Source organism: Nocardioides dilutus (assembly GCF_054779555.1).
The window spans coordinates 928,459-953,326 of sequence record NZ_BAAGYA010000001.1 but is presented as its reverse complement, the minus strand read 5'-3'; the positions used below and the strand labels follow the sequence as shown (position 1 = coordinate 953,326).

Genomic DNA, 24,868 nt, shown 5'->3' with positions numbered 1-24,868 from the left:
GCCAGCAGCGGCTCAGCCGGTCAGCACGCTCGCGAGCAGCGCCGCGGCCCGCTCCGCGCCACCGCGCCGGACGGGACGGGACGACGGGCGCGACCTCCGGGCGCTGATCATCGCGGTCGCCAGCTCGGGTGGTGTGGTCGAGGCGTAGTCCATCCGCACCCCGGCGCCGTAGTGGTCGAGACGGTGCGTCACGAAGTGCTGCTGCTCCCAGTGGTGCGCGAGCGGGAAGTAGACGAACGGCCGCCGGGCGGCGGTGAGCTCCATCGTCGTCGACAACCCGCCCTGGACCACCGAGAGGTCGGCGCAGGCGAGATGGGCGAACAACGAGTCGACGTACCCGCGCTTCTCCATCCCCTCCACGTCCGGCAGCAGCCCGGGGTCGAGCCGAGGCCCGGTGACCATCACCATCCGCGCGTCCGGCTCCTCCTTGCGGACCAGCTCGAACGCCTCGGCGGTCAGCTCGAGCAGGTCGCGGCCCACCGCGGTGCCACCCACGGCCGCCAGGTAGAGCGGGTAGCCGGTTCCGTAGCCGAGCTCGCGTCGCAGACGCGCCGGGCGGCGATAGGCGGCGGGGTCGAACGGCACGACGTACGGCACGCTGGTGAACCGGCGTTCGGTGAACTCGCGCACGGTCGGCAGGCCGGGACCGAGGGAGGCGTCGGGCAGCTCAGCGAAGCCGCCGATGAACACCGACCGGTCGCGGACGTACGGGAACCGCTCGCGGTGCTCGACCATCTCGGCGTTGTAGTCGGCGCACAGCTCGGCCTCGCGCGGGTCGTCCTCAGGAGCCACGGGCAGGAAGCCCACGACGTCGGTGAGGAACGCGTACGGCGCGATCTTGCGCTCGGGGTTCTCGTGGAGGAAGTGGTCGACCTCCCAGGACTCGTCGCCGACCCAGAGGTCGTAGGGCGTCTCGCGGACCACGTCGTCGAAGAGCATGTAGTTGGCGCAGAGGATCTCGTCCATCCGCCGGAAGGCGTAGAACGCGTGCAGGTCGTGGTGCGTCGACTCGCTCTCCCAGTGCGCCGACTCCGAGGCCAGCTCGGCACTGGCCGGGTGCACGATCTCGCCGTGCGCGGCCACGACGTCGGAGACCGGCGGCTGCGCGAGCCACTCGATCTCCAGGTCAGGCACCTGGGCACGCAGCGCCCTGGCGACGGCCAGGTCGCGGAGGACGTGGCCCAGCCCGATCGGCGAGCAGACCCAGAGCGCCCGGCGCTTGCGCTCCCGCGCGAACAGCCAGGGTGTCGCCGGTGCGGTCGTGGTGTGCATGTCGACGAACTCCTTGACCAGGGTGTTGACGAGCACCGGATGACGTCCGTGCGGGATGTGCCCGGCGCCCTCGATCTCGACCAGGCGACCGCCGGTGACCTGGGCCACCGCCCGGCCCCGTTCGACCGGCTGACAGTTGTCCTCGGTGCCGTGGATCACGAGGACCGGGCAGGTCAGCGTCGCCAGGGCCGCGCGCGCCTCGGCCTCGTCGACGAGCTCGAGGTCCGCCTGCATCCGCACCGCCAGCGTGGCGGCGTCGGTCTGCAGCGCCCACTCCACCAGGTCGTCGTCGAGCTTGGTCGAGTGGGGCTCGGCGTACATGAGCCGGGAGTGGTATCTCACCCACCCCTCGTAGTCGCCGTCCCAGTTCGGGTGCGTCACGTGCTCGATGACGTCGTGGTCCGGCTCAGCCAGCGGCACTGATGGCGCGATGGCGACGATGCCGAGCACCCGTTCCGGGGCGAGATGGGCCAGGTTCATCGCCCAACGGGCGCCGCCGCAGAGGGCGACCAGGAAGGCCGCGTCGACGCCCAGGTCGTCCATCACCGCGACGACGTCCCCCACGTTGAGCGCATCCGACTGCTGGGCCGGCGAGGTCGGCCGGCCCGACCGGCCGTTGCCGCGTGGGTCGATCGTGACCACCCGGAAGTGCCGCGCCAGGTAGGGGACCTGGGCCTTCCACTGGCGCCGGTCGACGACGGGGAAGGCGCCGAGCAGCATCACGGTGGCCGGCCCGGACCCGGCCACTTCCCCGGGCCCGAATTAGTTCGTAGTGGACCGGCACACCGTCGCGGTCGAGGTCCCCGACCCGGTCGGGTTCACGCGCCCGCACGACCGCTCACCTCCTCCAGGAACCGGCGTACGCGCAGGTTGACCCAGACCGGGTGCCTGGCCTGGATGCAATGCCCGCCGCCCGCGAGGACCTCGAGCGGAGCGCCCAGCGCCTCGGCGAACCGCCGCACGTCGGCCAGCGGAGTGATCCGGTCGTCGTCGCCCTGCAGGACGAGGGTCGGGCAGCGCACCCGTGCGGCAGCCGACAGCGCCTCAGCAGGGCCGAGGACCCGCCGAGCCCGTGACTGGGTGGCGACCAGCGTGTCCGCGTCGGTCTCCAGTGCCCACTCCACCGTCTCCTCGACCTGCCGCGTCGAGTGCGCCTCGGGGAAGACCTCGGCGAAGAAGAAGTCGGCGAACCCGTGGAGGTCGCGATGCCAGTAGTCGGCGTTCCAGCGCCACCACCCGTCCCACCGGTCCGGGTCGCCGTCTCGAAGAGGCTCCTCGAAGGCAGCCTCGACGGGATTGACCTCGTCGCGGACCACCACGGCCGGGGCCACGAAGACCGCGCCCCGCACCCTTTCGGGATGGTCGGCGGCGAGACCGAGCAGCACGCGACCACCCATCGACAGACTCACGACCACGGCATCGTCTACCTCCACCGCGTCCAGCACGGCGACCGCGTCCGCGACCAGCTCCGCGTCGTCGTACGCCGCCGGTCCGGCCGGCCGGTCCGACCGGCCGTTGCCGCGCGGGTCGTAGACCACGACCTGGGCGTGCCGCGCCAGGTAGGGGATCTGGAGCTTCCAGCAGCGCGAGTGCACGATCGCCCAGGGCGGGAGCAGGAGCACTGTCTGCGGCCCGTCGCCGTGCACCTCGTAGTAGAGGCGCACGCCGGCGCGCACCGCGAAGCCACTCCGGTCGGGCTCGCGGGCGCGCACGAGATCTACTGTCCCGCGCGCGCCCGCTGTGCGCATCCCCGTCAGCATCGACTGCCGCCTCGGCTGCTGCTCAGGGCCGTGCCTCGAAGACCAGGTTGAACGGCGTCTCGGCGGCCCGGCGGAACCGCGTGAAGCCGGCCTGCGCGACCACCTCGCCGATCGCCTTCTCACCCGCCTGCGCGCCGAGCGAGTAGCCGCCGCTCTGGGAGAGGGCGTTGGGCACGCAGAGGAACGTCGAGAAGCCGTAGTAGACCCGGCCCACCGGGTTGAGGTTGTCAGCGACGGTGTCGCCGGCGATCGGCTCGACGATCAGCCAGGTGCCGTCGTCGGCCAGCGACTGCCGGATGTGGCGGGCGGCGCCGACGGGGTCGCCCATGTCGTGCAGGCAGTCGAACGTCGCGACCAGGTCGTACCCCGTGCCCGCGAAGTCCTGCGCGCGTGCGGTCTCGAACGAGATCCGGTCGGACACGCCGGCTTCCGCGGCCCGCTTGCGGGCCAGCTCGATGGACTCCTCGTGGTAGTCGCAGCCCATGAGCTGCGCCGTCGGGAACCTCTCGGCGAGCAGGATGGTCGACGCACCCAGTCCGCAGCCGACGTCGGCGACCTTCGCCCCGGCCTCGAGCTTGGCCTCGACGCCGTCGAGCGCCGGGATCCAGCTCGGCACCAGGTTGGCCAGGTAGCCGGGGCGGAAGAACTGCTCGCAGCCGACGAACACCTCGTCGTCGTGCTCGTGCCACCCCATGCCCGCCCCGGTCCGGTAGGCCTCCTCGATCTGGTCGATCGCCTGGAGCGAACCGAGCGCCAGCACGTATGCGCCCGGGGCGTAGACCGCCCCCTCGGGGTTCGCCAGCACGAAGGCCTGCTCCTCGGTCATCGACCAGGTGTCGTGCTCCGCGTCGTAGGTGACGTAGCCGCCCGCGGCCTGCCCGCGCAGCCACTCCGCGACGTACCGCGGGTCGCAGCCGGTCCGTCGCGCCACGTCGTCGGCGGTCCCCGGCCCGTCCACCAGCGCTCGGTACAGCCCGAGCCGATGTCCGATGACGACGCCACCTGCGGTGATCGTCGCGCCGAGGTCACCGACGAAGCGGCCGAGCATCTCGTTCAGCTTGTCCTCGTCCATGTCGTGTCCCTCCTTGGCCCACTGGGGCCGGTGTCCGGGCCGCACCGTTGCGGCCTGTCCGGTGTCTACGAGCGACGGCCGGCCGGACACATAGGGGGAATCCCCTATGGGGTCGAGGGGTACGTCGAGGGTTGCAGCCCGCGTGCTGCCGCCCAGGCCGCGACGGCGGCGCGGCTCGGCACCTCGAGGCGCGACATGATGTTGTGCACGTGGATCTCGATGGTCTTCTCGCTGATCCCGAGCTCCTTGCCGATCTGCCGGTTAGTCCGGCCTGCGGCGACCAGGGCAGCCACCTCGAGCTGCCGGGACGTGAGCTCCACGGCGCTGGACGCCTCCGGCGGGGCGACGGTGGTCACCCGGCCCGCGAGCTCGAGCACCGCGTCCGCCGGCATGGTCCTGCCGGCGTGCCGCTCGTGGTCTGCGGCGACGCGCCCCAGGTGGCGCTGCAGCCGGGCGTCGAGCCTGGCCAGCCGGCGGCTCTCGACCTCGGTGGGCGCCGCGTCGACCAGGTCGCGTCGCAACGCCGCCGCGCCGGCGAGGCGCGCGGCGGTGGCCGCGGCACCTCGCGCCAGCGCCACCTCCGCCAGCACTTCCAGGCTCTGGGCGATGCCGCGCCGGTCGCCGACCCGGTCGTGCAGCGTCAGGGCCCGGCGCAGGAGCCCCGCGGCCTCGTCGACGTCGTGCGACTCCCCGGTGCGGACGAGCACGCAGGCCAACAGTGACGAGCAGACCGCGATGGCCCACTCGTAGTCGAGCGACTGGAACAGCCGGAGGGACTCGCGCAGCAGCGACTCCGCCTCCTCGGTCGCGTCCCGCTCCAGGGCCAGCAGTGCCAGGTCATGGCCGGCCCAGGCCTGGCCCCTGATGTTTCCCCACTGCTCGTACGCCGCCCTGGCAGCCGTGTACCTCATCGCGGCTCCCGCCAGGTCACCACGTTCCCGGGCCACGTGTCCGAGGAAGGCGCACGCCAGCACGCCGCGGCGGTCGTCGGGCCCGGCGTCGCGCGCCACGCGGGCGAGGTCGCGTTCCGCGGCCCCGTGCTCGCCGAGACCGTAGGCGACGACGCCCGCGGCCAGCCGTCCCGCCACCCGCGTTTCACCGCCCAGCTCCGGGCGGTCGACGAGACGCGTCAGCGCGGCGAGCGGCACGGGTGCGTCGACGAGGACGCCTCGGTGATAGCTGCGCCAGCACAGGGCGACCGCGAGCCACACGACCACGTCGAGGTCGGCCTCCGTGACCAGGCTGTGCTCGAGCGCCGCGCGCAGGTCGGCTCCCGAGGCCCCCAAGGGCGGCCAGGTCGCGGTCTCCGACTGGGTGCCGAGGGTGGCCTCCCACTCGCGGGCCCGGCCGGCGAACCACGCGGCGTGGCGGTCCCTCACCTCCGGCCCGTCACCCTCCTCGTCCAGTCGCTCGCCGGCGTACTCGCGCAGGCTCATGAGCATCGTGAAGCGAGCCTCGCCGCCGAGGTCCGCCCCGGACCGGCGCACCAGGTTCTTGTCCAGCAGCGACTCGACCATGCCGAGCAGGTCGGGCTCGCCACAGACGGCATCGGCCGACTCCAGCGTCCACTCACCCGGGAAGACGGACAGTCGCCGGAACACGGCGCGCTCGTGCTCCGGCAGCAGGTCGTGGCTCCACGCGATCGCCGTGCGGAGGTCGCGGTGGCGTACGGGCGTGTCCCGCGGGCTCGAGGTCAGCAGCGCCATCCTGCGCTCGAGGCGGAACGCCAGCTCGCTGGGCGTGAAGACGCGCAGCCGCGCCGCCGCCAGCTCGAGCGCGAGGGGCAGACCGTCCAGCCTCAGGCAGACGTCGGCGAGCGCTCGAGCCGTTCCGGGGGTCAGTCGCACGCCTGCGGGCGACCGGTCGAGCAGCATCGCGACGGCGGGGTTGCGACGCAGGGATTCGAGGTCGTCCACGTCCGCGTCCGAGGGCAAGGACAGGGGTGGGACCGGGTACTCCCGCTCCGCGGACAGCCGGAGCCGTTCCCGGCTCGTGGCGAGCACCCTCAGCCCAGGGTTGCTCGACACCAGGTCGCCCACGACGGCGGCGAGGTCGCGCTCCGGGTCGAGGTCGAGCAGGTGCTCGCAGTTGTCGAGCACGACCAGCAGCTCGCGGCCTGACCGCGCTGCGGCACCGATGGTCCTGGTGACCTCGGCGCGGGCCTGGACCGGGTCCTGGAACGGAGCCAGGTCGACCCAGACGGCCGGGCTGGGCGCGCCCTCGGCGCACACGGCCAGCGCCAGGCGGCTCTTGCCCACCCCGGGTGGCCCCGTCAGCGTCACCAGCCCGGGGCGCGCCAGCAGGTCGCGGACACGCTCGACCTCGGCATCCCTCCCGATGAGCGAGGTCGCCGGTGCGGGTGGCGGCGTCCCGCTGGGCACGCGTCGATCGTAGGCGCCCTAGCCGGCGAGGCGCTCGGGCTCGGCGTAGTCGAGCAGCGACTCGCGATCCTCCGGGAGCACGAACCCCGCGGCGATGGCGGCGTCGGCCGACCCCTCGAAAGCAGACACGTACGCCGCCCGGTCGGCGTAGAGCTCGGCGAGGCGAGCGTCCGGGAGCGGGGTCGTCGTCCCGAAGAGCAGGCAGTGCAAAGGACCGTCCGGTGCCGGGTCACCGGACAGCACGTCGACCGGCACGTCGACCAGCGGCGTGCGGATGCCGCCCTCGACAATGCCGTCGCGGTCGCGCTCGTAGGCACTCCCGGAGGTGGCCAGCCGGTCGGCGCTCGGAGGCTCGACGCCGTCCCGGACCCACACGTCGAGGGCCCGCAGGGCCGCCTTGGCGACCAGGTGCTGCGGGCCGTCGTTGACCGGCGCCGGGCAGCCGAGGGCATCGGCGAGCGGGCCGACCTGGAACCGGTCCGCGTGCGCGGTGCCGGCGACCTCCCACAGCCGGAACCGGTCACTGTCGGGCTGGCGCGCGGGCAGGTAGTCCAGGACCCCCACGACGTCGGACTCGCTCTCCAGCGTGAGCACCGGGACCTCGAGGTCATCGCGCACCACGGTGGGCGGCCCGGCCAGCGTGGCCGCGATGTCGATGCCGGCGTCGAAGACGCCCAGCGGCGCGGTCGCTCCGCCCCGGCTGTGGATCAGGAACCCGTCGAACGCCCCGGTCAGGGGTTGCACGCCGTTGGCGTACGTCGTGAGGGCGAACCCGGACTGCGACTGGCCGACGGCCAGCACCCGGTCGGGCTCCAGACCCCCGACGAGCTCGCCGGACCGGGCGGCCGCGGCGGCCTGGGTGTAGATGTCGTAGGAGAAGGCGTCGCCGGGATGGTGGAGGTGGCCGTAGCGCTCCGGGTCCATCGCGCGTAGCCCCTTGCCGGCTCCGGCGGCCGCGCTGACCGGCGTGGAGACGGCGACCGGCCCTCCCTCGATGCCCACGTACTGGGCCGACACCCCGATCCACGCGTAGCCGCCGCGGAGGATCTCGTCGGCCAGGTAGGTGTAGTCGGGATGCGCGTCGAAGCCGCCGCTCACGTTGAGCCACTCCACGACCACCGTCCCGTTGAAGTCCCGCTCCGGAGGACGGCGCACGACCACCCGGGTGGCATACGGCTCCTCGAAGGCGGTCCGGAGGTCGAACCGGCCGTCGGCGGGCAGGTCCGCCTCGCTCGTGTACGTCGTCGCGGAGCCGGAGAGGGCCAGCTCCTCCTCGACCCACCCGTCCGGTAGTGCGGGGAGGTCACTGGAGCTGGCCAGGAAGATGCCGTTGCCGCCGGTCAGCGGGCTGACCCGCGACCCACTCCCCTCGTCCTGCTCAGGAGTCCCGGTCGAGCACGAGCCGACCAGCACCAACACCAGTACCACGGTCAGCGGCAAGGGCGGCCGAGGCGAGAGCAGGCGGCGAGGCACGGTCCCAACGTAGGGCCGCACCGGCAGAACTAGAACTCGTTACAGTCCTCGCTGTGAAGACCTGTGTCGTCAGCGGCGGTGCCTCCGGCATCGGTGCCGCCACCGCCGCCCGCCTCCGCGCCGACGGGCAGCGCGTCATCACCGTCGACCTGCACGACGCCGACGTCGTCGCCGACCTGTCCACCGCGACCGGTCGCGACGAGGCGGTCGCCGGCGTACAGGCGCTCATCGGCCCCGACCAGCCCGTGCACGGGCTGGTCCCGGCGGCCGGGATCGGCGGATTCACCGGGGTGGACCCCGCGCTGCTCATGTCGGTCAACTTCTTCGGCGCCGTGGCCCTCGTGGAGGGGCTGCGGCCCCAGCTGGCGGCGGCCCGGGGGGCGGGCGTCGTCTTCCTCGCCTCGAACTCGATCACCGGCCAGCCCGGCTGGGACTCCGCCGTCGCCGGGCTGTGCCTGCGCGGCGACGAGTCCGCCGTCCGCGAGGCCGCCGCCAGGACCGAGGCGGTGATGGTCTACCCCGCCAGCAAGGCGGCACTGGCCTGGTGGGCGCGCCGCGAGGGCGTGAAGCCGGAGTGGATCGGTGCCGGCATCCGGATGAACTCGGTCGCCCCCGGCAAGATCGCCACCCCCATGGTCGACCAGCTCATGGCCGACCCGGTGTTCGGCCCGCTCTCCGAGGCCTACCCGAGCGCCATCGGTCGCGACGGCACCCCCGAGGAGGTGGCAGCGGCCATCGCGTTCCTGCTCTCGGACGAGGCGTCGCTGATCGTCGGCTCGGTGCTCTACGTCGACGGCGGGACCGACGCGATCCTGCACCCCGTCTCGCCCGATGGATGGGAAACCGCGCCCGTCGAGCTCTGACCCCCTACCGTCGATGGGTGCTTCGACGACTCCTCGCCGCCTTGCTCGTTCCGGTCCTGCTGGTGCTCGCCCCTGTCCAAGCCGGCGCCTCGGACCGCGGGGGCGACCCGCGGCTCGAGCGCAAGCCCTACGTGAGCAAGCAGTCGCAGGCCTACGTCGCCGCCCAACGCGACCACCGGTTCACACCGATCGGGCGCGAGCCGATCGCGCAGTGGGTGAGCGAGAACTGGTTCCCGCTGCGCACGGTCAAGAAGCAGGTCCGGGCCTACGCGCGCCGGGCCAACCGCGCGAACAAGACGCCCGTCGTCGCGATCTACGCCATCCCGGCCCGCGACTGCGGCGGCTACTCGGGCGGCGGCCTCAGCCACCGCGACTACAAGACGTGGGTCAGCCGGGTGGCCGCGGGACTGCGCGGGCAGCACGCCATGGCGATCCTCGAGCCCGACGCCCTCGGGCACCTCGGCTACTGCGGCGGGCAGGGCAACCGGACCGGCCTGCTCAAGTACGCGACCAAGAAGCTCAAGCAGGCCGACGTCTGGGTCTACATCGACGCGGGCCACTCGAGCTGGATCAAGCCCCACACGATGGCCAAGCGACTGATCCGCTCGGGGGTGCGGCACGCCCGCGGCTTCAGCGTCAACGTGGCCAGCTTCGTGCGCAGCGACCTCGAGCGCCGCTACGCCTCGCGCATCCTCAAGGCGCTCCGCAAGCGGGGGGTGGGGAAGAAGCACTACGTCATGGACACCTCGCGCAACGGCGGCGGCCAGACCGACGGCAACAACTGGTGCAACCCGCTGGACGCGCGGCTCGGTCGGCCGCCCGAGGTCGTCGCCGGGAGGAAGCTCGACGCCTACCTGTGGGTCAAGGCACCCGGCGAGTCCGACGGCACCTGCAACGGCGGACCATACGCCGGCGCCTGGTGGCCGGAGTACGCGCTGCGGCTGATGGGGCTGCTCTAGGACTGTCTCCTAGAAGAGCAGCGCCGAGGCGGGGTCCTCGAGGATCCCGGCCACGTCGGCCAGGAAGCGCGAGCCCTTCTCGCCGTCGATGTGCCGGTGGTCGAAGGACAACGCGAGCGTGGTGACCTGACGCACCACGATCTGGTCGTCGACGACCCACGGCTGCTTCTTGATCGCCCCGAAGCAGAGGATGGCGCTCTCCCCCGGGTTGATGATCGGGGTGCCCGCGTCGACGCCGAAGACGCCGACGTTGGTGATCGTGAACGTCCCCCCGCTCATCTCCGCCGGCTGCGTCTTCCCCTCGCGCGCCACGGCGGTCAGGTCGTTGAAGGCGGCCGCCAGCTCGAGCAGCGACATGTCCTGCGCGTCCTTGACGTTGGGGACCACCAGACCGCGCGGAGTGGCGGCCGCGATCCCGAGGTTGACGTAGTGCTTCAGCACGACCTCGTCGGCGGCGTCGTCCCAGAACGAGTTGATCTCCGGCGTACGCCGCATCGCCAGGATGCAGGCCCGGGCCAGCACCAGCAGCGGCGAGACCTTGACGTCGCGGAACTCGCGCCGTGCCTTGAGGCGGTCGACGAACTCCATGGTCCGGGTGGCGTCGATGGTGACCCACTCGGTGACGTGCGGAGCGGTGAAAGCGCTCTGCGTCATCGCCCCGGCCATCATCTTCCGGACGCCCTTGATCGGCTCGCGGGTCTCCCGGTCCCCGACCGGGGCGGCGTGCTTGGGGTGCGGCTGGCCGGAGCCGGCGCCCTCGAGGTCCGCTCGCGTGACCGACCCATCGGGTCCGGTGCCGGTGACGGTCGACAAGTCGATGCCGAGGTCCTTGGCGAGCTTGCGGACCGGCGGCTTGGCCAGGACCCGCGCCTCGGCGGGCTCGAGGTCCCGAGCGGACCTCGCCGGCACGGACTCCTCCGGCTCGGCCGCCTCCACCAGCGGGGAGGCCAACCCGGTCTCGAAGGACGCCTGGGCCTGGATGTGGGTGGCCAGCGTGCCGCTGGCGACCTTGCGCGGGCGTCGGGTCGGACCGCGGTCGGCCTTCATCCGGCCCACGAGGCTCTCGCCCTCGCCGCTCCCGGAGGCGGCCGGGTTGGACAGGTCGATCTCCATGTCCTTTGCGACGTCCGCGGCGGGCGTGCTCGGGGTCGGGGCAGCGTCGGCCTCCGACGGGTCGCCGACCGCGATGATCGGCGTGCCGACCGCCACGGTCGTGCCCTCCTCGACCAGGATCGCGGTCACCGTCCCGGCGTAGGGCGAAGGCAGCTCGACCAGGGACTTGGCGGTCTCGATCTCGACGACGATGTCGTTGACGGCGATGACGTCGCCGACCTTGACCTTCCAGGACACGATCTCGGCCTCGGTCAGGCCCTCGCCGACATCGGGAAGCAGGTATTCGGCCATCTCAGAACCCCTTAGTAGCCGAGCGAGCGGTCGACGGCATCGAGCAGCCGGTCGAGGTCGGGCAGGAAGTCCTCTTCGATCCGCGACGCCGGGTAGGGCGTGTCGAAGCCACCGACCCGCAGCACCGGCGCCTCGAGCGAGTAGAAGCACTGCTCGGTGATCCGCGACGCGAGCTCGGCGCCCATGCCCAGGTTGACGTGGGCCTCGTGCACGACCACGGCCCGCCCGGTGCGGCGCACGGAGTCGAGCACCGGCGCCATGTCGAGCGGCGACAGCGTGCGCAGGTCGATGACCTCCAGCGAGCGGCCCTCTCCCGACGCGGCCTCGGCCGCCTTGAGCGCGGTCTTCACGGTGGGGCCGTAGGCGAGCACGGTGACGTCGCTGCCCTGGCGCACCACGCGCGAGGTGAACAGCGGGTCGGGGGTCATCGACTCGTCGAGGTCGGCCTTGTCGGCGTGGTACTGCCGCTTCGGCTCCAGGAAGATGACCGGGTCGTCGCAGGCAATGGCCTGCTGGATCATCCAGTAGCCGTCGACCGGGTTGGAGCAGGCCACCACCTTGAGGCCGGGGGTGTGCGCGAACTGCGCCTCAGGAGACTCGCTGTGGTGCTCGACCGCGCCGATGCCGCCACCGAACGGGATCCGGATGACCATCGGCATCGGGATCCGGCCCTTGCTCCGGAACTGGATCTTGGCGACCTGGCAGACGATCTGGTCGTAGGCGGGGTAGACGAACCCGTCGAACTGGATCTCCACCACAGGGCGGTAGCCACGCATGGCCATGCCGACTGCGGTGCCGACGATCCCGGACTCCGCGAGCGGGCTGTCGATGACGCGGTCCTCGCCGAAGTCCTTCTGCAGTCCGTCGGTGATGCGGAAGACGCCGCCGAGCTTGCCGACGTCCTCGCCCATGATGAGGACCTTGTCGTCGGCCTCCATCGCCTTGCGCAGGCCCATGTTGAGGCCCTTGGCGAGGGTGATCTTCTGGGTACCTGGCTTCTGGGTACCTGTCGGGTCGGTCATCAGCGCGCCCCCTCGAAGCTGTCCAGGTAGGCCGCAAAACCGTCGCGCTGGGCGGCGAGCTCGTCGGTCATCTCGGAGTAGACGTGGTCGAACATGCTCAGCGGCTCCGGGTCGGGCAGCGCCTTGCACCCCTCGCGGAGCGTGGCCCCGAGCTGGTCCGCCTCGGCCGCGACGTCGGCGAAGAACGCGGCGTCCGCAAGGCCGTTGCGCTTCACGTATGCCTCGACGCGGGCGATCGGGTCCTTGAGCTTCCAGCTCTCCACGTCGCCCGAGAGCCGGTAGCGGGTCGGGTCATCGGTGGTGGTGTGGGCGCCCATCCGGTAGGTGTAGGCCTCCACGAGCGTCGGGCCCTGCCCGTCGCGGGCCCGCTGCAGCGCGGCCTGGGTGACGGCGTACGTCGCGAGCACGTCGTTGCCGTCGACACGCACGCCGGGAAAGCCGAACCCGAGGGCGCGCTGGTAGAGCGGGATCCGGCTCTGCCGCTCGATGGGCTCGGAGATCGCCCACTGGTTGTTCTGGCAGAAGAACACGACCGGGGCGTTGTAGGACGCGGCGAAGATGAACGCCTCGTTGACGTCGCCCTGGCTGGAGGCGCCGTCCCCGAAGTGAGCGACCACCGCGGCGTCGCGCTCGGGGTCGCCGGTGCCGACGACGCCGTCGCGCTGCATCCCCATCGCGTAGCCGGTGGCGTGCAGGCACTGGGCGCCGATGACGATCGTGTAGAGGCCGAAGTTGTAGTCCGCCGGGTCCCAGTTGCCGTGGTCGACACCGCGGAAGAGGCCGAGCAGCTTGAGCGGGTCGAGGCCGCGGCACCAGGCAACGCCGTGCTCGCGATAGGTCGGAAAGACGAAGTCCTGCGGCCGAAGCGCCCGGCCGGCGCCGACCTGGGCGGCCTCCTGGCCGAGGAGCTGGGCCCAGATGCCCAGCTCGCCGTGGCGCTGCAGTGCGGTGGCCTCGGTGTCGAGGCGGCGCACGAGCACCATGTCGCGGTAGAACCCGCGCAGCTGCTCCGCGCTGAAGTCCATGTCGAACTGTCCACCCGCTCCCGGCGAGTGGTGGACGCGCTCACCCTCGGGGGTCAGGAGCTGGACGAGCTCGGGACCGCCGTCGCTCTGCGAGGGACCGAACACCTCGGCCAGGTCAGGACCGAAAGGGTTCATCGGACTGTGCTCATGGTTCGGGCGCTCATGGTTCGGGCTCCTTCGCAGTCACGGCGGTGCGGGATCTCCGCGGGCCGGGCTCCGTCAGTGTTCGGGTCAGCTGGGTGGTCCGACCACGTCTCCGCGGGGGTGGTGCGGGCTGTGAGGCGGACCACATCCGTCCGCGCCAATGTATCGGTGGGACCGGCGCCCCGCGAATCCGGCGTCGGTGTGGTCGGATCTCTCCATGACCTTTCGGGGAGCGTTGGTCTCGGTGGTCCTCTTGTCGTCCCTGCTCGGCGCCTGGCCCGCACAGGCCCGGGTCACCCCCGAGGGCCCGCCCCGACCGGTGCTGGACGCGCATTTCGGCGATCCCTCCGTGGTGCAGTCACCGCGCGGCTTCGTGGCCACCGCGACCGGCGGCCACGCCCGCCGTTCGTCCGCCCCGTCCCCGAGCGGACCCTGGTCACGCGCCACCCCTGCCCTGGCCGCTCTGCCGGCGTGGGCCACCGGCCCCGCCCTCTGGGCGTCGGACCTGCACAAGGTGGGCGACCGGTGGTTGCTCTACTACGCCGCGCCGGTGTCGGGGCTCGGTGCCGAGGGCCGGTGCATCGGCGTGGCGAAGGCCGACGCGGCCCTCGGCTCTTTCGTCCCGGTCGGCGGACGCCCCCTGGTCTGCCCGCGGCGCGCGGATGCACCGAAGGGCTGGGACCACGTCCCGAGGTTCGACCAGGGGCTGCCGATCACCGGGGTCATCGACCCGTCGGTCTTCGTCGACGACGACCTGCTCTACCTCGCCTACAAGACCCAGGGCCTGCCCTCGACCATCCGGCTCATCCAGCTCGCCGGCCAAGGCACCCGGCCGCCGCGGGACGAGGGGGGCAAACGGGTGCGCAGCCGCGAGATCCTCCGCTCCAACCGCACGGTCGAGAACCCCGCCCTGGTACGGCGCGGCAACCACGTGGTGCTGTTCACCTCGGAGGGCGACTACGGACGCTGTCGCTACCGCACGACGTGGCGGCGTTCCGAGGACCTGTGGGACTTCTCCGCCTCCAAGCGGCACGCACTGCTCCAGCAGGGCCGGACCGGTGTCTGCGGGCCCGGGGGCGCCGATGTCGTCCAGCCCGGAGGGCGCACGCTGCTGTTCTTCCACGGGTGGATGTGCAGGGCTCTCGGTCCGGACACCCGTTGCCCCCGGCGGTTCCACCTCGAGTACGACGCCGCGCTGAAACCCCGGCGCGCGATGTTCGCGGCCCGGGTCGTCTGGAACGCGCGTGACCGGCCGAGGATCCTCAAGTACTTCGCGCCGAGGTGAGCGAGTCGGGGCCCGGGATCTCGCCGGACCCACGGCACACGAGCTCGGGTCGGAGCAGCTCCCTTCGGATCGGCTCCGTCCCGCCGTCGAGCCGGTCCATCAGGATGTCGAAGGCCAGCTCCCCTTCATGCGCGGCGTCCTGGCGGACCGCCGTGAGTCCCGGACGAAGCAGATCGGCGGTCGCGAAGTCGTCGAAGCCGACGACGGCGACCTGGCGCTCCAGGCCCGACGACTGCAGTGCCCGGACAGCGCCGATGGTGATCTCGTTGCGGCCGCAGAAAAGGGCGGTGGGCGGGTCGGCGCTGGCCAGCATCGAGGTGACCACCCTCTGCGCGTCGAGCTGGGTTCGCAGCCCGGGCGCCTCGAGCTCGGTGTCGCGGTCCGCGCCCATCGCCTCGCGGTAGCCGGCCAGCCGCTCCCGGGCAGTCTCGATGGAGAGGTCGTCCACGAGTGCCGCCACCCTGACGTGTCCGTGCTCCCGCAGGTGTCGACAGGCCTCCGCGGCGCCTGCCCTGTTGTCCACGGTCACCGAGTCCACGGCGACATTGGTCGGCGAACGGTCCACCACCACCACACGCAGGCCCGCCCGGAGCTCGGAGACGAGATAGGACTGGTCGCCACCGGCCGGCATCAGGATGAGGCCGTCGCACCGGCGGCTGACCAGCCCGGCGACGAGCTCGCGCTCCCGCTCGGGCTCGTCATCGAGGGATGCCGAGATGACCACGACGCCCTGTTGCCGGGCGCGCGCCTCGACCGCGCGCAGCAGCTCACCGCAGAAGTCGTTCGAGAGATCCTGGACCAGCACGCCGATCGAGGCCGTGCGCCGGCCGCGCCGGAGGTTGCTCGCTCCGAGGTTGTGCCGGTAGCCAAGTCGGGCCACGGCGTCCTGGACCCGCTCCACGAGCTGGGGCGAGACACCGCCTTCGCCGTTGACCACCCGGGACACGGTCTTGAGCGACACCTCGGCCAACGCGGCGACGTGCTGCATCGTGGGGAGCCCCGCCGAGCGGTCCGCCCCGTGATCCGTCGCCATGCGACAACGTTGTCACAAGTTCGGACTTAGTGGAACCAGAAGTCTTGACTCGGTGTGATCGGTGTTACATGGTGGTCGATGACAACGTTGTCACAGGGACAGCGGATGGACACGAGGACTCTCACGAGTAAGGGGCTCAGCATGGCTCAACACACCTGGCGGCGGCCGGTCACCCTCACGGCCGTCGGCCTGATGGCCACCTTCGGCCTGGTCGCCTGCGGCGACGACTCCGGGGGCGAAGGCGGCGACGACTCGGTCGCGGTCACGCTCATCACCAAGACCGACAGCAACCCGTTCTTCGTCGCCATGGCCGAAGGCGCCGAGAAGGCGGGCAAGGAGGCCGGAGTCTCGATCACCACCGCCGCCGGCAAGGAGGACGGTGACACCGACGCCCAGATCGCGGCGATCGAGGACGCCATCGCCCGCGGGGACGACGGCATCCTGATCACGCCGAGCGGTCCCGACGTCAACTCCGCCATCGAGAAGGCCCGCGACGCCGGCCTCTATGTGATCGCCCTCGACACGCCGCCCGACCCGCCGGACACCGTGGACATCACGTTCGCGACCGACAACTTCCTGGCCGGTGAGCTGATCGGTCAGTGGACCAAGGCCCAGCTCGGTGGGGAGAAGGCCACCATCGCCCTGCTGGACCTCTTCAACGACAAGGTCGTCTCCGTCGACTACGACCGGGACCAGGGCTTCCTGACCGGGATGGGCATCGACACCGCTGACCCAGAGGTCAACGGGGACGAGGCCGCGACCGGGTCCTACGACGGCGGCGACTACGAGATCGTCTGCAACGAGCCCACCGACGGCGCGGAGGACGGCGGCCGCACAGCAATGGAGAACTGCCTCCAGCAGAACCCCGACATCAACGTCGTCTACACGATCAACGAGCCCGCGGCCGCGGGTGCCTATGCCGCACTCGAGCAGGCGGGTTCGACCGAGGGTGTCCTCATCGTCTCGGTCGACGGCGGCTGCGCCGGCGTCGAGTCGGTCAAGGAGGGCGTCATCGGCGCGACGTCGCAGCAGTACCCCCTGAAGATGGCCGAGCTCGGGGTGAAGGCGATCGCCGATATCGCCGCCGGCGGCGAGCCCCCGGAGAACAGCGAGGGCCTCGACTTCTACAACACCGGCGTCGCCCTGGTGACCGACCAGGCCGCAGAGGGTGTCGAGTCCATCGACACGGCGCAGGGTTCTGAGCTCTGCTGGGGCTGACCCCGACCTTCCCGGCGGGGCGGGCCTTTCCGCCGCCCCGCCGGGAACACCACACCGACCTCGAGGAGTCGACATGCCTGCCACCCCGGCCACCTCCGCCCCGGAGGAGCCCAGCACCGCCGCGGAAGCCTTCGCGGCCCGCCGCCGGTCACCACTGCAACGGGTCCAGCACCTCCTGCACTCCTATCCGGCGATCAGCCCGCTGCTGGTCCTGATCGTCGCGTGGCTGGTGTTCTCCCAGCTCAACCCGCGCTTCGCCAGCGCCGGCTCGCTGTCTCTCGTCCTCCAGCAGGCGGCGGTCATCGCCGCCCTGGCGGTCGGTCAGACCCTGATCATCCTCACCGCGGGCATCGACCTCTCCGTGGGCGCGATCGCGATCCTCTCAATGCTCGTCGGCGCCAAGGTCAGCGTCGAGAACGGCGTCCCGGGGCCGCTCGCGATCCTGATCGCCCTCGGGGTGGGCCTGCTCGCGGGCCTGCTCAACGGGTTGCTGGTGACCCGGCTCAAGCTGCCACCGTTCATCGTGACGCTGGGGACACTGTCGGTGTTCACGGCGCTGGGGATCCTCTACACCAAGGGGCAGTCGATCCGGGCCTCGGACATGCCCGACATCATGTCCTGGACCGGCAACGTGATCCGGATCGGTGACTTCGTGATCACCTACGGCGTGGTGATGGCGGCCGCCCTCTACGTCGTGGTCGGGTTCGTCCTGGCCCAGACCATGTGGGGCCGTCACGTCTACGCGGTCGGCGACGACGCGGAGGCGGCGCGGCTGGCCGGCATCCCCGTCAACCGGGTCCTCGTCAGCGTCTACGCCGTCGCCGGGCTGATCTACGGACTGACCGCCTGGATCCAGATCGGCAGGGCGGACGCCGCCAGCCCCAACGCCATCACCGACGGCAACCTCGAGACGATCACCGCCGTGGTCATCGGTGGGACGAGCCTCTTCGGAGGGCGGGGCGTCCTCATCGGCACCGCGCTGGGCGCCCTCATCGTCTACTTCTTCCGCAGCGGCCTGTCGCTTGCGGGCGTGGACGACCAGTACCGCGTCCTCGCCATCGGCATCCTCGTCATCACCGCGGTCTCGGTCGACCAGTGGATCAGGAAGGTGCGCGCATGAACGCCACGGCGACCCAGGTGACGAGCCCGGTGCTCTCGGCCCGGCACCTGGTCAAGACCTTCGGGCGGGTCGTCGGCCTGGACGGCGTCGACGTCGACCTCTACCCCGGCGAGGTGCTCGCGATCATCGGCGACAACGGCGCCGGGAAGTCCACGCTGATCAAGTGCCTCACCGGAGCCATGGCGCCCGACGCCGGGGAGATCTCGCTCGACGGCGACCCGGTCTCGTTCAAGCGCCCCCAGGACGCCCAGCACGCGGGCATCGAGACCGTCTACCAGACCCTGGCCGTGGCCCCGGCGCTGGACATCGCGAGCAACCTGTTCCTGGGTCGCGAGCGCCGTCGCAAGGGACCGCTCGGCTCGGTGCTGCGCGTCCTCGACCACAAGGGGATGCGCGAGGAGGCCGCCAAGGCGATGAGCGACCTCGGGATCGGGACCCTGCAGAACATGGGACAGGCGGTCGAGACGTTGTCGGGCGGCCAGCGGCAGGCCGTCGCCGTGGCCCGGGCCGCGGCATTCGCGCGCAAGCTCATCGTGCTCGACGAGCCCACGGCCGCACTGGGCGTGCGCGAGACCAACCAGGTGCTGCGGATGATCGAGCGCGTGCGTGAGAGCGGGCTCCCGGTGATCCTGATCAGCCACAACATGCCCAACGTCTTCGAGGTCGCCGACCGCATCCACATCCAGCGGCTCGGGCGGTGTGCCGGCGTGGTGACCCCCAGCTCGCACACGATGAACGAGGTCGTGGCGATCATGACCGGTGCCACGACCCTGGAGGAGACCCCGGGCCGCGCGACGACCTAGCGCTGACCCGGTCAGTCGGCGCGGCGCAGCGCCCAGGGCTGCAGCCGCTCGTAGCCCTTGACGGAGGTACGCCGCAGCCTGCGGAACGCGAAGGATGACTCTTCGCCGGCCGCGAGCCGCTGGTGGGCGCCGTCGTCGACGAGGACCGTCCCGGGCCGGGCGATCGAGGTCAGCCGGGCCGCGATGTTGACGGTGGGGCCGAGGACGTCGCCGAGCCGGGCCACGACGTCGCCGTAGGCCAGCCCCGCACGCACCGCCGGGAACTCGTCGTCCTCGTCAGTGCCCCGGGTGGTCAGCGTCAGGGCGGCGTCGGCGGTGGCCTCTAGGTCCTCGGCGACGAAAAGGACCTCGTCACCGATGTTCTTGATGACCCGGCCACCGTGGTCGTGCACGCACGCGGAGCACTCGGCCTCGAAGAACTCGATCCACGCGACCAGCTCGACATCGCTGAGCTCCTTGCTCCGCGAGGTGAACCCCACGATGTCGACGAAGGCCACGGCGAGCTGCGAGACGTCCGAGCCGAGGGAGTCGGTGGTCAGCATCCGGCGGGACGCCTTCGCGAGATGCTGGCGCCACACATAGCTCTGCAGCGTCTCCAGCCGCGGCAGCACCTCCCCGGTCAGCGAGGCGACCTGCTCGACCGGGTCGTCGCCCTCCAGGGCCACCTCGGTCAGCAGCCGCGTCTGCCACTCGGCCAGCCGGGCGAAGCTGCGGCCCCAGGTGCGCACCAGCGCCGCCTGCCGCTCGGGGCTGAGGACCCCCAGCTGCATCAGGTCGTGGGTGTAGCCCAGTGCCTGGACGTCCGCCTCGGTGAACGCGATGTCGTCGTCGCCGTGCTCGGCGAAACCGAGCAGCCGCCAGAGCTCGCGCGCGATCTCGAGCGGCACGCCGGCCCGCTCCGCGACCTGAGCCCGGGTCAGGTGGGGCACCTCGCCGAGGATCAGCTCCTCGATCGTGTCGAGCGCAGCGGACAGGTCGACCTGGGGGTCGGTCGTCGGCTCCTGGTCGGTCAACTCAGCCTGAGAACCGCTCGGCCGCGGTCCGCTCCAGGGCCTCGTGGAACGACGGCATGTCGACGTTGAGCTGGTCGAGCTGCTCCTTGGTGAAGTGGATCAGCTCCAGCGGCGTCAACGCGACGACCGTGGCCGTGCGCAGCGAGTGGTTGAGGATCGCGGCCTCGCCGATGATCTCGCCGGCGCCGAGCTGGGCCACCTCCTTGCCGTGGGCACGGACGGAGACGGTGCCCTTGAGGATGACGTAGGCCTTGTCTGCGCCGGTGCGCTCCGAGATCGGCGCCCACCCCTCGGGCAGCGTGACGTGGGTTCCCGACGCGCTGATCCGCGCGATCTCCTCGGGGGTGAACATCGAGAAGAACGTCTCTGCCATGGGGTTCAGCCTTTCGTCGAGGACCTGCGACTCCCCAACGGGGAACCCTAGTGCTTGGTCACGCCGCCGGGAGCGGGTCACGCGAGATCGGGCACGACATGCAGCGTGGGCCGCCCCGACCCGAGCCGAGCTCGGACCCGGCGATCCGGACCACCTCGATCCCGGCGTCCTCGAGCCGGGCGTTGGTCTCGTCGTTGCGCTCGTAGGCCACGGCGACCCGCGGCGCCAGCGCCAGCGTGTTGTTGCCGTCGTCCCACTGCTCCCGCTCGGCCGTCACCGGGTCCAGGCCGGTGTCGATCTGGTGCATCCGGCCGATGCCCATCGCCCGGGCCGCCGCCACGAGGAACGGCTCCGGCTTCGCGACCTCGAGCACCAGGTCGCCGTCATCCTCCACCTGGCCCGTCGGGGTGACCGTGAACGCGACGAGCGAGTCGGCGACGTTGGGGTAGACGACCATCTTGTCGGTGTCGACCAGCGTGCAGATCGTGTCGAGGTGCATGGTCGCGCGCTCCTGCGCGATCGGCACGGCGAGCACGGTGTGGGCGAGCCTGGCCTGGAAGCACTGCCGGGCCAGCCGCTCGACGCCCGCCGGGGTCGTCCGTTCACCGACACCGACCGCGATCACTCCCGGCGCCATCAGGAGCACGTCGCCGCCCTCGACGTGCTCGAGGTGGGCGCCGTGCATCGTCGGTGTGCCGGCGAACCTCGGGTGCCGGGTGTAGATGAGCTCGGTCAGCTCGGTCTCCCGCTTGCGGGCGGGCATCGCCAGCGACGTGATCGCCACCCGGTCGCGCACCCACACCGAGGAGTCCCGGGTGAACAGCAGGTTGGGCAGCGGATCGATCAGGAAGTCGTCGTAGGCGAGCATCGAGGTGACCAGCCCGAAGCCACCGCGCACCTCGTCGTTGCGGATGCCCGCGGTGAGGTAGCCGGTCAGCTCGGCGGGCGAGGCGTCGCCGAGCAGGCCCTCGAGGTAGCCGCGCATCGTGTCACCGAGGTCCAGGTCGCCGAGCGCCTCCGCGATGGCGTGCCGTCGGGCGTCCTCCTGCTCGAGGGTCTCGGTGAGCAGGTCGGTGAGGTAGAGGACCTCCACGTCGCGGCTGCGGAGCTCCGCGGCGAACGCGTCGTGCTCGTCCTGGGCCCGCGAGACCCAGGGGATGCCGTCGAAGAGCAGCTTGTCGTTGTTGCGCGGGGTCAGTCGCTTCAGCTCGTTGCCCGGCCGATGCAGCATCACCGTGCGCAGCCGGCCGACCTCGCTGTCCGCCCCGTGCGGGGCCCTCGCCTCCATGGGCGGCACTCTAGGGGGTGCGGTCAGCGGACCAGGTCGGTGAAGGTGAGGACCGCCAGCAGCAGGCAGACGGCTGCGCCCACGTAGTGCAGCACGTGCAGGGCGACAAACCGCAGGAGTGTCCGCCCGGCCAGCACCGCGATACCGCTCACCACGAGCAGGGCACCGAGCGCGCCGACGAAGACACTGACCGGCGCCTCGTACCTGGCGACCAGCGAGATGGTCAGCAGCTGGGAGAGATCTCCCCACTCGGCGGCGAACAGCACCAGGAACGACGCCAGCACGGCCCGGAAGCCGCTGACGTCCTTCGCTTTCGCGACGAACTCGTCGCCCGAGTCCCGGTGATGGCTGCGACCCTCGCGCAGCAGGATGACGGCACCGGCCAGGAACAGCAGCATGGCGACCACCCGGACGACGTCGTCCGGCAGGAACGACGCCGCGTGCCCCAGCAGCACCGCCACCGTCGTCTGCACCGCGAACGCCGCCCCGACACCCAGCCAGACCAGGATCGGCCGGTACCTGGTCGAGAGGACCAGGGTCGCCAGGAAGGTCTTGTCGGGCAGCTCGACGACGAAGATCGCGCCGAAGGTGAGGAAGAGCGCCGCCAGGTCCAGGCTCATTGCTCACAGCTCATGGCCGGCAGCTCATCGTGGGGGCAACCGCGCCTCGAGCGCCGACACCTGGGCCTTGAGGTCTCCGAGCGCAGCCAGGATCGCCTCGGTCGACTCGTCGACCGCCTGCTCGACCTCGTCCACCTCCTGACGGAGCTCCTCGCGGTCCTCGTCGGCCTCCTTCTCGAGAGCCTCGACGGCGACCGCGATGAACAGGTTGAGGACGATGTAGGTCGCGAGCACGATGTAGACCACGAAGAAGACGTAGGCCCACGGATGCGCGGCCGTGGTCGGCGCGGTCACGTTGGCCCAGTCGTCACCGGTGGTGACCTGGAACATCGAGCGCAGGGACGCCGCGAGGCTGCCGAAGTGCTCGTCGTCCACGTCGCTGAACAGCTGGGTGGCGACCACGGCGGCGATGTAGATGAGCATCGCCAGCAGCGCCGCGATCGAGGCCATCCCCGGGACGGTGGCGACCATGGCGGCCACGACCCGCCGCATCGACCGGACGGTGGAGAGCAGTCGCAGCACCCGTAGCACGCGCAGCACCCGGAGCACCGAGTAGGAGCCGGCGCCGGGGACCAGGGCGATCGCGACCACGAAGAAGTCGAACAGGTTCCAGCCACCGCGGAAGAACCGCGCGCCGTAGGCGTAGAGGCGCAGGCTGATCTCGACGACGAAGATCCCGACGGTGGCCCAGCCGACGACGTTGGTCTCGGGCTCGTAGCGCTCCATCCAGCCGGGCGTGACCTCGAGGCCGAGCACCACGGCGTTGACCAGGATGACCGCGATGATCGTCCACTGAAAAGGGCTGGACTCGACCAGCCGGCGCACCCTCTCCCTCATCGGTGCCCCGGCGCGAGCAGGCTGCGGCAGGCAGCGGTCGCCGCGGCCAGCGTCTCGACGACCGGCTGGTCGAGCGCGGCCGCCACCCGCACCACGTCGTCGTACTCCGGCTGGGCGTTGACGACCGCCCCGTCGAGCCGGGCCACCTTCACCGACACCTCCAGACCGCCGACGAGCACGGTCGTCGTCTCACGGGGCAGCGCGTGCCGCTCGACCCTGCTGGTCCGGATGCCGATGGTCGAGGTCTCCCGGAAGATCACCCGACGCACCTCGGCTGCGGTATCCGGGTCAACCAGTGCCCGGAACGTGTGGGCCGGCCGCCCCTTCTTCATCACGATCGGGGTCAGCCACGCGTCCAGGGCCCCGGCGGCGAGGACCGCGCTGATGACCTCGGGCCACAGCCGTGGGTCGAGGTCGTCGACGTTGGTCTCGAGCACCAGCAGGTCGTCGACGCCCTCCTCGGACCGGACCGGGTCTCCGACGAGGAGCCGCAGGACGTTGGCGTGGCCGGCCGGGTCACGGCCACCCGCGCCCACTCCGATCTCGGCGGTGACCATCGGCGGCTGCGGCCCCCAGCCAGTGGCGAAGGCCGTGAGCAGCGCCGCCCCGGTCGGGGTGCACAGCTCCATTGCGGGGGCGCCGTCCGGGCCGGCGTACGACGGCACGCCGCGCAGCAGCTGGGCGACCGCGGGCGGCGGCACGGGCAGTACGCCGTGGGCACCGGTCACGGTGCCCGAACCGACCGCGACCGGGCTGACCACGACCCGGTCCGCGCCGAGGTGGACCACGCCGGCGCAGGCGCCGACCACGTCGGCGATCGCGTCGAGGGCGCCGACCTCGTGGAAGTGGACGTCCAGCGGCGGGCCACCGTGCACGGTGGCCTCGGCGACCGCCAGCCGCTCGAAGACCCGCAACGCGAGATCACGCACCGGCTCGCTGAAACCTGCGCTGGGCGGCGCCTCCAGCAGCAGTGAGCGGATGTCGCGCCAGGTGCGCTGGTGTACAGAGTCGGCCACCTCGACGTGGCACCGGGTCGCCGCGAACCCTCCGCGGGCCACGGTCTCGACGCGCAGGGTGGCCGGTTCGGGGCAGACCGCGTCGACCGCCTCCTGCAGCACGTGGAGCGGGACCCCGGCGCCCAGCAGGGCGCCCAGGAGCATGTCGCCGCTCGCGCCGCAGGACGCGTCGACCCAGACGACAGTCACGAGCCGGGCGCCGTCTGCCGGGCGACCCGGGCCGCGAAGACCCCCGCGCCGTAGCCGTTGTCGATGTTGACCACGGTGACGCCGGGTGCGCAGGAGTTGAGCATCGTGAGCAGCGCCGAGATCCCGCCGAACGACGCGCCGTAGCCCACGCTCGTCGGCACCGCGACGAGCGGGACGCCGACCAGGCCGCCGACGACGGAGGGCAGGGCGCCCTCCATGCCCGCGACGACCACCAGGCAGTCCGCCTCCTCCAGGCGGTCGCGAACGGCCAGCAGCCGGTGGATGCCCGCGACGCCGACGTCCTCGATCACGTCCACTCCGGCGCCGTGCACCCGCACGGTCAGCGCCGCCTCGGCCGCGACGGGCGCGTCGGAGGTCCCCGCCGACACCACGGCGACCGTGCCGCGGGCGGTCGGCATCGGCCCCAAGGTCACGGCCCGGGCCACGGGATGCAGCTCGGCCTCGGGCAGCGAGGTCGCCACCTGGGCGAGAGCCTCGTCGTCGAGGCGGGTGGCGAGCACCGCGCGCTCGGGGTGCTCGGCGTGCAGCGTGCGCAGGATCGCCACGATCTGCTCGGGGGTCTTGCCCTGGCCGAAGACGACCTCGGCGTCGCCGGTGCGGCGCGCGCGGTCGACGTCGACGCGCGCGAAGCCGAGGTCCTGGACCCTGTCCCCGTCGTCGTGCCTGTCGTCGCTCAC

22 protein-coding genes are annotated in these 24,868 nt (G+C 71.7%); 6 read left to right on the top strand and 16 right to left on the bottom strand.

Annotated elements, in window-relative coordinates:
* Positions 1–12 precede the first annotated feature (12 nt).
* The 5 genes from ACYVC6_RS04705 to ACYVC6_RS04685 form a co-directional block, all read right to left on the bottom strand.
* Positions 13–2,019: an alpha/beta fold hydrolase gene (locus ACYVC6_RS04705; RefSeq protein ID WP_460711473.1), complete on the bottom strand. Its 2,007-nt coding sequence runs from the start codon at positions 2,017–2,019 to the stop codon at positions 13–15.
* A 71-nt stretch (positions 2,020–2,090) separates the two neighbouring features.
* A complete protein-coding gene (locus ACYVC6_RS04700) occupies positions 2,091–2,984 on the bottom strand; it encodes an alpha/beta fold hydrolase (RefSeq protein ID WP_460711471.1) in 894 nt (297 codons plus the stop codon).
* A gap of 70 nt (positions 2,985–3,054) precedes the next feature.
* Positions 3,055–4,104, bottom strand: coding sequence for a methyltransferase domain-containing protein (locus tag ACYVC6_RS04695; RefSeq protein ID WP_460711469.1), 1,050 nt, complete (start codon positions 4,102–4,104; stop codon positions 3,055–3,057).
* Between the two features lie 104 nt (positions 4,105–4,208).
* A complete protein-coding gene (locus ACYVC6_RS04690; protein WP_460711467.1) occupies positions 4,209–6,485 on the bottom strand; it encodes a helix-turn-helix transcriptional regulator in 2,277 nt (758 codons plus the stop codon).
* Between the two features lie 18 nt (positions 6,486–6,503).
* Entirely contained in the window at positions 6,504–7,958 is a 1,455-nt protein-coding gene (locus ACYVC6_RS04685; RefSeq protein WP_460711465.1) for an alpha/beta hydrolase domain-containing protein, read from the bottom strand.
* A 53-nt stretch (positions 7,959–8,011) separates the two neighbouring features.
* Between ACYVC6_RS04685 and ACYVC6_RS04680 the strand changes: the two genes are divergently transcribed.
* Complete coding sequence (locus tag ACYVC6_RS04680) at positions 8,012–8,821, top strand: SDR family oxidoreductase (protein ID WP_460711463.1); 810 nt, start codon at positions 8,012–8,014, stop codon at positions 8,819–8,821.
* Positions 8,822–8,838: 17 nt separating this feature from the next.
* Entirely contained in the window at positions 8,839–9,780 is a 942-nt protein-coding gene (locus ACYVC6_RS04675; protein ID WP_460711461.1) for a glycoside hydrolase family 6 protein, read from the top strand.
* Positions 9,781–9,789: 9 nt separating this feature from the next.
* Here the strand turns inward: ACYVC6_RS04675 and ACYVC6_RS04670 are convergent, their stop codons facing one another.
* The 3 genes from ACYVC6_RS04670 to pdhA are packed head-to-tail and all read right to left on the bottom strand — an operon-like array spanning position 9,790 to position 13,366.
* Positions 9,790–11,184, bottom strand: a complete 1,395-nt coding sequence (locus ACYVC6_RS04670) for a dihydrolipoamide acetyltransferase family protein (RefSeq protein WP_460711459.1) — start codon at positions 11,182–11,184, stop codon at positions 9,790–9,792.
* A gap of 11 nt (positions 11,185–11,195) precedes the next feature.
* Positions 11,196–12,206, bottom strand: a complete 1,011-nt coding sequence (locus tag ACYVC6_RS04665) for an alpha-ketoacid dehydrogenase subunit beta (RefSeq protein WP_460711457.1) — start codon at positions 12,204–12,206, stop codon at positions 11,196–11,198.
* The gene (gene pdhA / locus ACYVC6_RS04660; RefSeq protein ID WP_460711455.1) at positions 12,206–13,366 is read right to left on the bottom strand and encodes a pyruvate dehydrogenase (acetyl-transferring) E1 component subunit alpha; all 1,161 of its coding nucleotides are present in this window, start codon (positions 13,364–13,366) and stop codon (positions 12,206–12,208) included. The genes ACYVC6_RS04665 and pdhA overlap by 1 nt, the downstream gene beginning before the upstream one ends.
* A 226-nt stretch (positions 13,367–13,592) precedes the next feature.
* Here pdhA and ACYVC6_RS04655 point away from each other — a divergent pair, with 226 nt between their 5' ends.
* Positions 13,593–14,660 (top strand): family 43 glycosylhydrolase, encoded by a 1,068-nt coding sequence (locus ACYVC6_RS04655; protein WP_460711453.1) that lies wholly within the window; start codon positions 13,593–13,595, stop codon positions 14,658–14,660.
* Here ACYVC6_RS04655 and ACYVC6_RS04650 read toward each other — a convergent pair.
* Positions 14,638–15,693 (bottom strand): LacI family DNA-binding transcriptional regulator, encoded by a 1,056-nt coding sequence (locus ACYVC6_RS04650; protein WP_460711451.1) that lies wholly within the window; start codon positions 15,691–15,693, stop codon positions 14,638–14,640. The two genes, ACYVC6_RS04655 and ACYVC6_RS04650, sit on opposite strands and share 23 nt — an antisense overlap.
* A 141-nt stretch (positions 15,694–15,834) precedes the next feature.
* Between ACYVC6_RS04650 and ACYVC6_RS04645 the strand changes: the two genes are divergently transcribed.
* The 3 genes from ACYVC6_RS04645 (at position 15,835) to ACYVC6_RS04635 (ending at position 18,834) form a co-directional block, all read left to right on the top strand.
* The gene (locus ACYVC6_RS04645) at positions 15,835–16,911 is read left to right on the top strand and encodes a substrate-binding domain-containing protein (protein ID WP_460711449.1); all 1,077 of its coding nucleotides are present in this window, start codon (positions 15,835–15,837) and stop codon (positions 16,909–16,911) included.
* A gap of 73 nt (positions 16,912–16,984) precedes the next feature.
* Positions 16,985–18,031: an ABC transporter permease gene (locus ACYVC6_RS04640; protein WP_460711447.1), complete on the top strand. Its 1,047-nt coding sequence runs from the start codon at positions 16,985–16,987 to the stop codon at positions 18,029–18,031.
* Positions 18,028–18,834 carry an ATP-binding cassette domain-containing protein gene (locus tag ACYVC6_RS04635; protein ID WP_460711445.1) on the top strand — a complete coding sequence of 269 codons (807 nt, stop codon included), beginning with the start codon at positions 18,028–18,030 and terminating at the stop codon, positions 18,832–18,834. The genes ACYVC6_RS04640 and ACYVC6_RS04635 overlap by 4 nt, the downstream gene beginning before the upstream one ends.
* Positions 18,835–18,845: 11 nt before the next feature.
* Here ACYVC6_RS04635 and ACYVC6_RS04630 read toward each other — a convergent pair whose 3' ends face one another.
* From ACYVC6_RS04630 to larB, 7 genes are read right to left on the bottom strand one after another with little or no spacing between them, the layout of a single operon-like run.
* Positions 18,846–19,847, bottom strand: a complete 1,002-nt coding sequence (locus ACYVC6_RS04630; RefSeq protein WP_460711443.1) for an adenylate/guanylate cyclase domain-containing protein — start codon at positions 19,845–19,847, stop codon at positions 18,846–18,848.
* Position 19,848: 1 nt separating this feature from the next.
* Entirely contained in the window at positions 19,849–20,220 is a 372-nt protein-coding gene (locus ACYVC6_RS04625) for a Crp/Fnr family transcriptional regulator (protein WP_460711441.1), read from the bottom strand.
* Between the two features lie 58 nt (positions 20,221–20,278).
* The gene (locus ACYVC6_RS04620; protein WP_460711439.1) at positions 20,279–21,508 is read right to left on the bottom strand and encodes an arginine deiminase; all 1,230 of its coding nucleotides are present in this window, start codon (positions 21,506–21,508) and stop codon (positions 20,279–20,281) included.
* Between the two features lie 23 nt (positions 21,509–21,531).
* A complete protein-coding gene (locus tag ACYVC6_RS04615; protein ID WP_460711437.1) occupies positions 21,532–22,128 on the bottom strand; it encodes a TMEM165/GDT1 family protein in 597 nt (198 codons plus the stop codon).
* Positions 22,129–22,152: 24 nt separating this feature from the next.
* Positions 22,153–22,965: an ion transporter gene (locus ACYVC6_RS04610; protein WP_460711435.1), complete on the bottom strand. Its 813-nt coding sequence runs from the start codon at positions 22,963–22,965 to the stop codon at positions 22,153–22,155.
* Positions 22,962–24,170, bottom strand: coding sequence for a nickel pincer cofactor biosynthesis protein LarC (larC, locus tag ACYVC6_RS04605; RefSeq protein ID WP_460711433.1), 1,209 nt, complete (start codon positions 24,168–24,170; stop codon positions 22,962–22,964). The genes ACYVC6_RS04610 and larC overlap by 4 nt, the downstream gene beginning before the upstream one ends.
* On the bottom strand, positions 24,167–24,868 hold the full coding sequence (larB, locus tag ACYVC6_RS04600) for a nickel pincer cofactor biosynthesis protein LarB (RefSeq protein WP_460711431.1): 702 nt from the start codon (positions 24,866–24,868) through the stop codon (positions 24,167–24,169). The genes larC and larB overlap by 4 nt, the downstream gene beginning before the upstream one ends.